This is a genomic window from Streptomyces sp. NPDC000941, from assembly GCF_053599555.1.
The window spans coordinates 23363-33197 of sequence record NZ_JBSFMM010000128.1 but is presented as its reverse complement, the minus strand read 5'-3'; the positions used below and the strand labels follow the sequence as shown (position 1 = coordinate 33197).

At 71.2% G+C, this 9835-nt stretch carries 10 protein-coding genes and 1 pseudogene; 4 read left to right on the top strand and 7 right to left on the bottom strand.

The features are described 5' to 3' along the window. Window positions 1–681: 681 nt before the first annotated feature. The 3 genes and pseudogenes from ACWDSL_RS33205 to ACWDSL_RS33195 form a co-directional block, all read right to left on the bottom strand. Window positions 682–877: pseudogene (locus tag ACWDSL_RS33205) on the bottom strand (ABC transporter permease); the annotation flags it as partial. Window positions 878–960: 83 nt separating this feature from the next. Beyond that, on the bottom strand, window positions 961–1608 hold the full coding sequence (locus ACWDSL_RS33200) for a response regulator transcription factor (protein ID WP_450491669.1): 648 nt from the start codon (window positions 1606–1608) through the stop codon (window positions 961–963). Further along, entirely contained in the window at window positions 1593–2849 is a 1257-nt protein-coding gene (locus ACWDSL_RS33195) for a sensor histidine kinase (RefSeq protein WP_450491668.1), read from the bottom strand. Before ACWDSL_RS33195 ends, ACWDSL_RS33200 begins: the two co-directional genes overlap by 16 nt. Window positions 2850–3030: 181 nt before the next feature. On the opposite strand from ACWDSL_RS33195, the gene ACWDSL_RS33190 reads away from it, so the two are divergent. Beyond that, window positions 3031–3471, top strand: a complete 441-nt coding sequence (locus ACWDSL_RS33190; RefSeq protein WP_450491667.1) for a hypothetical protein — start codon at window positions 3031–3033, stop codon at window positions 3469–3471. Window positions 3472–3497: 26 nt separating this feature from the next. Here the strand turns inward: ACWDSL_RS33190 and ACWDSL_RS33185 are convergent, their stop codons facing one another. Beyond that, window positions 3498–4181, bottom strand: a complete 684-nt coding sequence (locus tag ACWDSL_RS33185; protein WP_450491666.1) for a TetR/AcrR family transcriptional regulator — start codon at window positions 4179–4181, stop codon at window positions 3498–3500. Window positions 4182–4335: 154 nt separating this feature from the next. Between ACWDSL_RS33185 and ACWDSL_RS33180 the strand changes: the two genes are divergently transcribed. Together ACWDSL_RS33180 and ACWDSL_RS33175 are read left to right on the top strand one after the other, a co-directional pair. Next, the gene (locus tag ACWDSL_RS33180) at window positions 4336–5370 is read left to right on the top strand and encodes a medium chain dehydrogenase/reductase family protein (protein WP_450491665.1); all 1035 of its coding nucleotides are present in this window, start codon (window positions 4336–4338) and stop codon (window positions 5368–5370) included. A 64-nt stretch (window positions 5371–5434) separates the two neighbouring features. After that, window positions 5435–6127 (top strand): SRPBCC family protein, encoded by a 693-nt coding sequence (locus ACWDSL_RS33175; RefSeq protein WP_450491664.1) that lies wholly within the window; start codon window positions 5435–5437, stop codon window positions 6125–6127. A gap of 16 nt (window positions 6128–6143) precedes the next feature. Here ACWDSL_RS33175 and ACWDSL_RS33170 read toward each other — a convergent pair whose 3' ends face one another. Further along, entirely contained in the window at window positions 6144–7013 is an 870-nt protein-coding gene (locus ACWDSL_RS33170; protein ID WP_450491672.1) for an alpha/beta fold hydrolase, read from the bottom strand. A 666-nt stretch (window positions 7014–7679) separates the two neighbouring features. After that, window positions 7680–8372, bottom strand: a complete 693-nt coding sequence (locus ACWDSL_RS33165; RefSeq protein ID WP_014177453.1) for a metal-dependent transcriptional regulator — start codon at window positions 8370–8372, stop codon at window positions 7680–7682. Between the two features lie 256 nt (window positions 8373–8628). Here ACWDSL_RS33165 and ACWDSL_RS33160 point away from each other — a divergent pair, with 256 nt between their 5' ends. Further along, complete coding sequence (locus ACWDSL_RS33160; protein ID WP_450491663.1) at window positions 8629–9384, top strand: SIS domain-containing protein; 756 nt, start codon at window positions 8629–8631, stop codon at window positions 9382–9384. A 5-nt stretch (window positions 9385–9389) separates the two neighbouring features. Here the strand turns inward: ACWDSL_RS33160 and ACWDSL_RS33155 are convergent, their stop codons facing one another. Continuing rightward, a complete protein-coding gene (locus ACWDSL_RS33155; protein ID WP_450491671.1) occupies window positions 9390–9824 on the bottom strand; it encodes a hypothetical protein in 435 nt (144 codons plus the stop codon). Between the last annotated feature and the right edge of the window lie 11 nt (window positions 9825–9835).

Sequence of the window (9835 nt, the reverse complement as noted above, 5' to 3'; positions counted from 1 at the left end):
AGCCCGTCGGGCCGGACGGCGACGATGCCTCGGCGCCCCCTCCCCGTTCCCGCTGCCGGCCGCTGTGCGCCGAAGGCGCGAGACGACGCCCGCACACGGCGTCCGGACCATGCCGACCAGCGATCGCCGACCCGTACGTCACGCTCACGCGCCCCCAGCCGAGCGCACCGCTGGACCGACCGGCCAAGCCACCGCGCGGCAGCAGCCGCGGCGGAGCGCAGCGGAGCCAGCCTTGAGCTCAACCACCCACCGGGCCGAGGAACCACAACACCGGGCCAGCCGCCCCCTTCCCCCTCCTGCTGGCGCTTTGGACCCGAAGGGTCCGAGACGAAACCCGCACCCGCCCGAACCGAATGCCGCGAGACGGCGCATAGGCACAGGCGCAGCGCAGCCCAGGCACAGGCACAGGCACAGGCACAGGCACAGGCACAGCGCAGCCAACGCGCAGGCACAGGCACAGCGCAGCGGCATCCCCACCCGCACCCGCGAAGGCTCCTGTACGCGCTCCCGGAGGACCGCTACTTCGTCCGCCCCCGTTCCCCCGTGCCCCCGTGCCCCGTGCCCCGTACCCCCAGTGCCCTTCACACGCAGTGTGAGGTCCGGCGCCTCCGGGGCGCACTCCGCCCAGGCCCGCTTGCCCCAGCGGAGCGGATCCGTGTCCCAGCGGTCGGAGACCGCCTCGACGAGAGCCAAGCCCCGCTGGATGGCCATGGTGCGGAAGCGGGCGAAGATGCCCTTGGCCATACCCATGGAGACAGAGAACGTGGTGCCGATCGTGGTGCTGCCGATGGTCATCGCATCAGGCTCGGCACGAGATACCCGATCCCGGCACGAGATACCTGATGTAGTCGGAACGATCGCCGCCACCGATCGCCGCCACCGATCCCCGTCACCGATCCCCGTCACCGATCCCCGCGAGGATCCACCGCGCAGCGCTCGCAAAGAGCTGAGCCGATTTCGTCATGGCTTGTTGAGGTAGGTCAGGACGGCCCGGACGCGGCGATTGTTGTTGCCGTCGTCGGTGATGCCGAGTTTGCCGAAGATCGAGGTGGTGTATTTGCTGATGGCGCTCTCGCTGAGGAAGAGCCGCTGGGCGATGGCCTGGTTGGACAGCCCTTCGGCCATGAGGCTGAGCACGGAGTGTTCGCGTTCCGTGAGCCGATCCAGCCGTCGGTTCGAGGACCCGCTGGAGAGCAGTTTGGTGATGACGGCCGGGTCCATGGCCGTACCGCCGGCGGCGACGCGCTCCAGGGCGTCGATGAACTGATCGGCGTCGAAGACGCTCTCCTTGAGGAAGTAGCCGATGCCGCCGGCGCCGTCGGCCAGGAGTTCACGGGCGTACAGCTGCTCGACGTACTGAGAGAGGATCAGGACCGGCAGCCCGGGCAGCTCGCGGCGGGCGGCGAGCGCCGCCCGCAGGCCCTCGTCCGACTGGGTCGGCGGCATGCGGACGTCGACGATGGCGACATCCGGCCGCCAGGTCAGCAGCGCGGCGAGCGTTTCAGGCCCGGTGGCCGCCGTCGCCACCACCTCGTGTCCGCACGCCTCGATGAGGCGGACCATGCCGTCACGGAGGAGATAGAGGTCTTCGGCTACAACGATGCGCACGGCACCATCATCCTCACTTGGGTCGGACCGCCCGCCGGGCTGGTGATCTCCAGGGTGCCGTCGAAGACCGCGATCCGGCGGCGGAGCCCGGCGAGTCCGCCGCCGGCCCCGGCCCGCTCGTCGGCCCCGCCCCGGCCGTTGTCCTCGACTTCGACGACGATGCCGGTGTCGTCCTGGGCGATGGCGATCCGGCCCCGGGTCGCATGGGCGTGCTTGACCGCGTTGGTCAGCAGTTCGGCGATTCCGAAGTACAGGGCGGACTCGATCGGGGGTTCCAGGCGCGGCTGAACGTCGGCGCTGACGCTGGTCTCCAGCGCGCTGTCCATGGCCAGGGTGCGTACGGCGTCGACGAGCCCCCGGTCGTTGAGTACCGGCGGATTGATGTCGTGGACCAGTTCGCGCAGCTCGGTCAGCGAGGTGGCGGCGCCGACCCGCGCCTCTCGCATCAGCGCCTTGGCCTGGTCGGGGTCGGTTTCCATCAGTTTCTCGGCGGTCGCGAGGGACAGCCCGAGCATGACCAGGCGTGCCTGCGCCCCGTCGTGGAGATCCCGTTCGATCCGGCGGATCTCGGCGGCTTGCGCGATGGTGGTGTCGGCGCGCTGGGCCGTCAGCTCGTCCACCCGGTCGGCCAGCGCCATCGCCGACGACGGGCGCAGCAAGCGTACGGCCACCGGCTCGACGGACCGCCAGGCGTATGGGGCGGTGGCGAAGGCCACGACCAGGCCGACCGCCCCGACCTGAGCGGCCCCCGGTTGGCTGAAGCCGAGGACGGCCGCCACGGCTCCGGCCGGCGGGATGGCCGCGATCACACCGATGGTGATCGGCACGATCGCCGTGAACCGCAGATCACGCCAGGTGGCGGGGTCGCTCCACCAGAGCCGCAACCGCTGCTCCCGGCGGGCGTCCTTGCTGGTGCGCGAGTAGGAGAAACCGTTCCACCAGTACCCGGTCGACATCTGAGTCACCGGGGTGGCCTCCCGGTATCCGGCGGGGATGACGGTGCCCGTCCACTTCGCGACGAGGGAACGAACCATCCGGCAGACCGGGCGGGACAGGGCGGCGGTCCCGATACTCGCCCATACGAACGGGCCTATCCACGACCACGGGTTTCCGTTCCACCAGATCCACAGCGCCACGGCAGCCGCCCATACGGCCGGCACCAGCATGGCAACCGCCACCACGACGCACGCCCGCGCAAACCCCACGCATGCGCTCGTCACCCACGACACCAGCGGTTTCATGATTCTCCTTCGCACTTCATGACCCGGTGAGTCCACTGTGCGCCCCGGGAAGTCCGAATCCGGCCAGGTCAGCGCAGAAGTGGGGCTAGGCCCACCCCACTGTGCGTCCAGGCGCATACCGGCCCGGCCGTGCGCTCCCTAGCTTCGAATCGACACCGGACAGCCCGAGGAAGCAGGAACCATGGCAACTCCCAACCGCACCGCGGCCGCAACCGACCACGCCGCCCGCCCGGACACCCGGCGAGCCTTCGACACGGTGAAGAAACTCGTCGTGGTCTACGGCGCGTTCAGTGTCGCGGTCCTCGTCGTGGTCGTCGTCCGCTCGGTCATGGGCCGCGAGGTGACGTCGTTCATGTGGGGCCGCACCGGAGGAATGTTCGCGAGCGCCGTTGTGACGTACTGGCTGACCGTCGTCGCCTCACGGGGCGCGCGCTGGGCCTATATACGGGTGCGCATCATCGCCGTCGTCGTGCCGATCGCGATCATCGCCATCGACTCCATCCCCGGCATGCTCCCGCTGTGGTTCGTCGTGCTGCAGATCGCGGGCGCGCTCGCCCTCGCCCCCACCGCGTTCATCGTCAACCGGCCCGAACTGCGCGCCGCCTTCCCGAAGGGGCGCTGACCCTTCAGCGGCCTTTCAGCAGCCTTTCAGCGGCCTGCGAGCAGGGCGTCCAGTTCGGCCGCGAAGAGCTGGGCAGGGTCGAAGCCCATCCCGCCGAACTGGCCCGCGAGTTCCAGGGACAGGACGCCATGCAGCCGGGTCCAGAAGATCAGTGCTTGATGGAGGACCGCCGGCGGGGCGGGGTGGCCGCCCGCCCACTGCCGGTGGTCCTCGATGTGCACGTCGAATGGCGTCGCCGGGCCGTCCGGGGGCAGCGCGGTCCAGGCGTCGAGCATCGACGTCATGATCTCGACCGCGATGGCGGTGGTGTCGTCGGGCGCGTGGTAGCCAGGGACGGGCGTGCCATAGATGAGGAAGTACCGCTGGGGGTCCTCCAGGGCCCAGCCGCGGATGGCGTGCGCCAGCGCGACCACGTCGGCGCCTGATTTCTCGGACGCCGCCTTCTCCGGCACCGCCTTCTCCGACGCCGCGCGGATGGTGTCGGCCAGGCTTCGGTACGCGTCCCTGATGAGCTCGGTGATCAGGTCGTCGCGGCTGGCGAAGTACCGGTAGAGCGCGGGTCCGCTCATGCCCATCTGCTTGGCGATCGCGTTGAGGGAGAGCGCGGACGCCCCCGCCGTGGCGATCTGCTCCCACGCGCGCTTCTTGACCTCCATACGCACCTGGGCGCGGTAGCGCTCGCGCGGGGTTGTGGTGCCCGTTTCCGCCATGGCCTGCCGCCCTTCCACACCGTCGCGACTACAGCTTCAAGATTTAGTTAGAAGCTATCACGGATCCTGTTGACGTCCCCCTCGCCGCTCAGTTATAACTTCTAACGAACGCAAGGTCTTATAACGAGGCGCTGAGCGCGCAGTGGAGGTCGTCATGAACACCGAGGGACTCGTCGAGGTCGTCCTGCCGGGCACGGTCGAGCCGGAAGAACTGCAGATCCGGCGCGGTGGAGCCGTTCCGGCCCCCGGTCCGGGGCAGGTCGTGATCAAGATGGAGGCGACCGGGGTCTCGTTCGCCGAGCAGCAGATGCGCCGCGGCCGCTACTACGACCAGCCGCCGTTCCCCTTCGTACCGGGCTATGACCTGGTCGGCACGGTGGAGGCGACGGGCGAGGGCGTCGAGCCGGGGCTGGCCGGGACCCGGGTGGCCGCGCTGATCAAGGTCGGCGGCTGGGCCAACTACGTGGTCGTGGACGCGGCGGATGCGGTGGAGGTCCCCGAGGGTATCGCCGCGGCGGAGGCGGAGACCCTGGTCGTCAACGGGATCACCGCCTGGCAGATGCTGCACCGCAAGGCACGGGTCCGTGCGGGGCAGACCGTCGTGGTGCACGGCGCCAACGGCGGCGTCGGCTCCGTCCTGGTCCAACTCGCCCACGCCGCGGGCGCGAAGGTGATCGGCACGGCGTCCACCCGCCACCACGCCGCCCTACGGGAGCAGGGAGTCACCCCCGTCGACTATCGCGCCGGGAATGTCGCCGCCCGGATCCGTGAACTCGCCCCCGACGGAGTCGCCGCCGTCTTCGACCACGTCGGCGGCCGGGGCATCAGCGACTCCTGGAGCCTTCTGGCACCCGGCGGCACCCTCGTCTCCTACGGCAGCGCCTCCACCCGGGACGACCAGGGCTCCAAGCAGTGGCCCGTATTCAAGCTCCTCGGCCGCGTCTGGCTGTGGAACACCCTGCCCAACCGCCGCCACGCCTACTTCTACAACGCCTGGGCCGGACGGGCCCTGGCCAAGAACCGGTTCCGGGCCCGGCTGCGCGCCGACCTCACCCAGGTCTTCGCCGCCCTCCAGCGCGGTGACATCACCCCCAAGATCGCCGCCGAACTGCCGCTCGCCCGCGTCGCCGACGCCCTGCGGCTGGCCGAATCCGGCACCGTCGCCGGGAAGGTCGTCCTGACCCCGTAGCGCACGGCGCCGGCCCCGAGCACATGAACGTCCGGTCCCACACACCCATCACGAGGAGAACGCCATGTTCAGCAACCACCCGTCGAACTCATCCGCTCAGCGGTCCCGATCCCGGGCCCGGCCCCGGGCCGGTGTACGTGCCGCCGCCCTCACCGTCCCGCTCGCCATCGTCGGCGTCCTGACGGCCGCCGTCCTGCCCGCCCCCGCTCAGGCCCGGGCTTCCGCCACCCACCACAACGGCCCCTCCCAGTGCCGCGGGGCAGGCGTCGACACCGGCGCCCGTATCCGCTACCAGTCCGACGTCGTGATCAAGGCCCCGCTGAGCACCGTATTCAAGCTCCAGACCGATGTGGAGCGCTGGCCGGCCTGGCAGCCCCCCGTACTCACCATGAAGCGCCTGGACCCCGGCCCGCTGCGCAAGGGTTCGCAGTTCAGGTGGACCACCCCGGCGCCCGCCACCCCGACGACCCCCGCCACCACCCTGGAGATCACCTCCACCGTCCGGCAACTCCAGCGCAACCACTGCATCCTGTGGCGCGGGCCCGCGATCGGTGAAGGGCTGCGCATCGACGAGGGCGTCCATCTGTGGACCTTCACCAAGGTCAAGGGCGGCGTCCGGGTCCACACCGAGGAGACCTGGACCGGCGCCCAGGTCGAAGCCGACATACCCACCGCGACCGCGGCCCTCGGCGCGGGCCTCGAAGCCTGGCTGCACGACCTCAGGACCACCGCCGAATCCCGCACCCGCGCACAGTGAAACGGCGATGACGCGGCTAGGCGGGCAGCACCGAGGCGAGGAAGGGCTCCACGGCCCGGCGCCAGCCCTCCGGCTGGTCGTAGTGGACGAGATGGCCGGCGTCCGTCACCTCCGCGTACTCACCGCGCGGCAGGACACGCACCATCTCCTGCGCCTCCGCCCGGCCCAACTCACCGTCCAGACCGCGCACCACGAGGGTGGGGCACCGCACAAGCGCCAGCTCTTCCCAATGGGCGTCATGGACCCAGGTCGCGCGGGCCTTGAGCATCTGGCGGCGGGAGAAGACCGGGCGCCAGCCGTCCGAGCGCTCGGCCATGATCTCGGCGAAGAAGTCGCCCCGCGCCGGATTGGGCCGCTCCAGCCTCGGATCGTCCTCGCCGAACCACTTGCGCACATCGGCGAGGGTCGCGAACGGCAGCGGCCAGGACGAGAACCACTGGGCCCACTCCGCCTGCGAGGCCGAGCCCAGCGCGGAGGCCCGCATATCGCAGATCACCAGGCCCGCGACCAGATCGGGACGGCGGGCGGCGAGCTGCCAGGCCGTCAGCGCGCCCATGGAGTGGCCGATGAGGGTGACGGGGGCCAGGCCCAGCTGCTCGACCGCAGCCGCCGCGTCGGCCACATAGGTGCCGCGGTCGAACGGGCCGTCAGCGGGCTTCTCGCTGCGGCCATGCCCCCGCTGGTCGAGGGCGACGGCCCGATGGCGGGTGGACAGCCAGCGCGCGGTCCGCGTCCAGTGGGCCCCTCGGCCCATCAGGCCATGGAGCAGAAGAACACCCGGCCCATGCGAGACCCGCGCGCCGCCGCCCGCCTTGGGCGGATCGGCGAACTCCCAGGCGGCGAGCCGCACGCCGCCGGCTCCCGTCACGTCGATGCGCCGCACCATGTGTTCTGGCACCCCCATTCCCTCCTCGACCTGCCCACGATATCGAACTCTTATTCGAACACGCCGTTACGACCGCGCAACACCCCTCGTTCGAGTGACCGCACCACGGGGTTGATCGTCCGCACCGAGGGGAGACAGCTAGCGGGAGGCGGACTACTCGGGGAAGGGAGTCCGCGGGGGCCGACCCTGAGAGCTCGGGGCTCCGGGTCGCCAGGGCCTCCGGCCGTACGGGCCGCGTCACAGCGGACCGTGGGGCCGGGGGCCCACAGGGGGGACATGGGGAGGCAGGGCCCCGGCGGTTCAAGGCGCCGGGGCCCTCGCTCTTCCCGCTGTCGATCGCCCGCTGGGCAGCACCGCCCGCCAGGCCCATATGAGCCCCCCTCGCGCATATGCCTCAGCGACAGCGTCGCACGCGGCGGGCCCAACCGCTCGAATTCCACAAACTCCGGTATCCGGAAAACGTCAGGAAAAGCAGTCGCCGCAGGCCACGACGGTCGAATCGGCTGAACCGGTCGATTCGGTCAGCGTGTCGGGCGGGTTACGGGGGTACGGGGGCGGAAGCGGTGGTACGGGCGCGAAGCCCAGCGCTCGGCGAAGCCCGGCGCTCGGCACGGCTCAGCCCATGCTGTGGCTCAGCCCTTGTCGTGGCTCAGCGCTCGGCGTCGCTCAGCGCTTGGCTACGAAGACGTGGGAGGCGATGTCCGCGTCCAGCTCGGCGGCCTCGCCGCTGCTGCCCACCAGCACCCCGCCCGGCGACTCCGTCACGCTCACCACCGAGCCCGGCTGCACACCCGCCCGGCGCAGCGTGTACATCAGCTGGGCGTCCATCTGGATCGGCTCGCCGATCCGGCGCACGACCACCGTCTTGCCCTCGCTGCCCGGCTCCAGCTCGCGCAGGCTCACCATGCTGTCGTCCAGGAACGGATCGACCTCCGCCTTCTCGCCCAGCTCCTCCAGGCCCGGGATCGGGTTTCCGTACGGCGACTCGGTGGGGTGGCGCAGCAGCTCCAGCACCCGCCGCTCCACCGCCTCGCTCATCACATGCTCCCAGCGGCAGGCCTCAGCGTGCACCTGCTCCCACTCCAGCCCGATCACGTCGACCAGCAGACACTCAGCGAGCCGGTGCTTGCGCATCACGCGGGTCGCCAGGCGGCGGCCCTCCTCCGTGAACTCCAGGTGACGGTCGCCGGCGACCCTCACCAGACCGTCCCGCTCCATGCGGGCCACGGTCTGGCTGACCGTCGGACCGCTTTGGTCGAGCCGCTCCGCGATACGGGCGCGCATCGGGACGACACCCTCCTCCTCCAGCTCGAGGATGGTGCGGAGATACATCTCCGTAGTGTCGATGAGTCCGGACATGCGTGCCCCTCGAATGTGTCGTGCGGTGGCCCTGACCCCAATTCTGACGCATCCCGCCGACAACGGGGCCGAGTCCGGCATCGCCGTACCCGGCCGTGCCCGTCAATGCGGCCAGGAGTCGAACTGAAGTCGACCCAGTATTGACAGCGGCCTGACCGACGGCCCAACGTGATCCGCGCCACGCGGCACCGACCGCGGGCCGCGGACCACGCACCGCGAACCACGGACCACCACCAACAGAAGGGGCCACTCGGGGATGAGCGAGAGCAAGCTCGCCGGGCAGTATTTCGACGCCGCCATCGGCCTGCTGCAGCGAGTACGCGACGAGGAGGCCGAGGCCATCGGCGCGGCGGGCGCCCTGGTCGCCGAGACCGCCGCCACGGGCGGCCGGCTCTTCGCCTTCGGCGCCGGCCACTCCTCGCTGCCCGCCCAGGACGTCGTCTACCGCGCGGGCGGCCTGGCCCTGATGAATCTGCTCCCGATCCCGGGGATGGTCGGCGTGGACGTGATGCCCGCCACGCTCGGCAGCGCCCTGGAGCGCGTCGACGGGCTGGCCGGTGTCGTCCTGGACAACAGTCCGGCGCGCGCGGGCGACCTGCTGTTCATCATCTCGCTGTCCGGGCGCAACCCGCTGCCCGTGGAGATGGCGACGCACGCGCGGTCGCTCGGCCTCAAGGTGATCGGCGTGACCTCCGTCGCGTACGCCACCGCCACCGCCTCGCGGCACCGGTCCGGGGACTTCCTGAAGGACCACTGCGATCTGGTCCTCGACAGCAAGATCCCGGTCGGCGACGCCGAGCTGACCGCCGACGGCGTCGGGGCCCCCTTCGCCCCCGCCTCCACGGTCGTCACCTCCGCCCTGATGCAGGCCGTGATCGCCACGGCGGCGGGCGAGCTGGCCGCGCGCGGCATCGACCCGCCGATGCTGCGCTCGGGCAACGTGGACGGGGGCCACGACTGGAACAGGCAGGTCATGAGCGAGTACGGCGACCGGATCTTCTACCAGCGCTGAGACGCTCAGCTATCCCAGCTGCTGTGCGAGGTCCAGGGCGGCGGCGACGCGGGCTGCGACGTCCTCCGCGTACACGACGTCCCCACGGTCGAAGGGGCGGCGGCCCGAGGCGCGCAGGAAGGTGACCACCCCGAGGGTGCGGCCGCGGCTGCGGAGCGCCGTGCACAGGCCGTGGACCGTGCCGTCGGGCCACTTGCGGGCCGCCGCCCACCCGGTGGCAGCCGCCTCCTCCGCACGGCTCGCGCTGACCCGCACCGACCCGCAGCGCTCGGCCGCCTGGATCGCCGGATGGCTCTCCGTATAGGCCAGCGGAATGCCTCCCGCGACGATCGCCGGGCAGGGCCCCGGGGCGCCGCTCGGCGTCGCCGCCGCCCGCACCAGCCGGACCCGGTCAGGGCCGCCCCGGTCAGGGCTGCCCCGGTCAGGGCTGCCCCGGTCAGGGCTGCCCCGG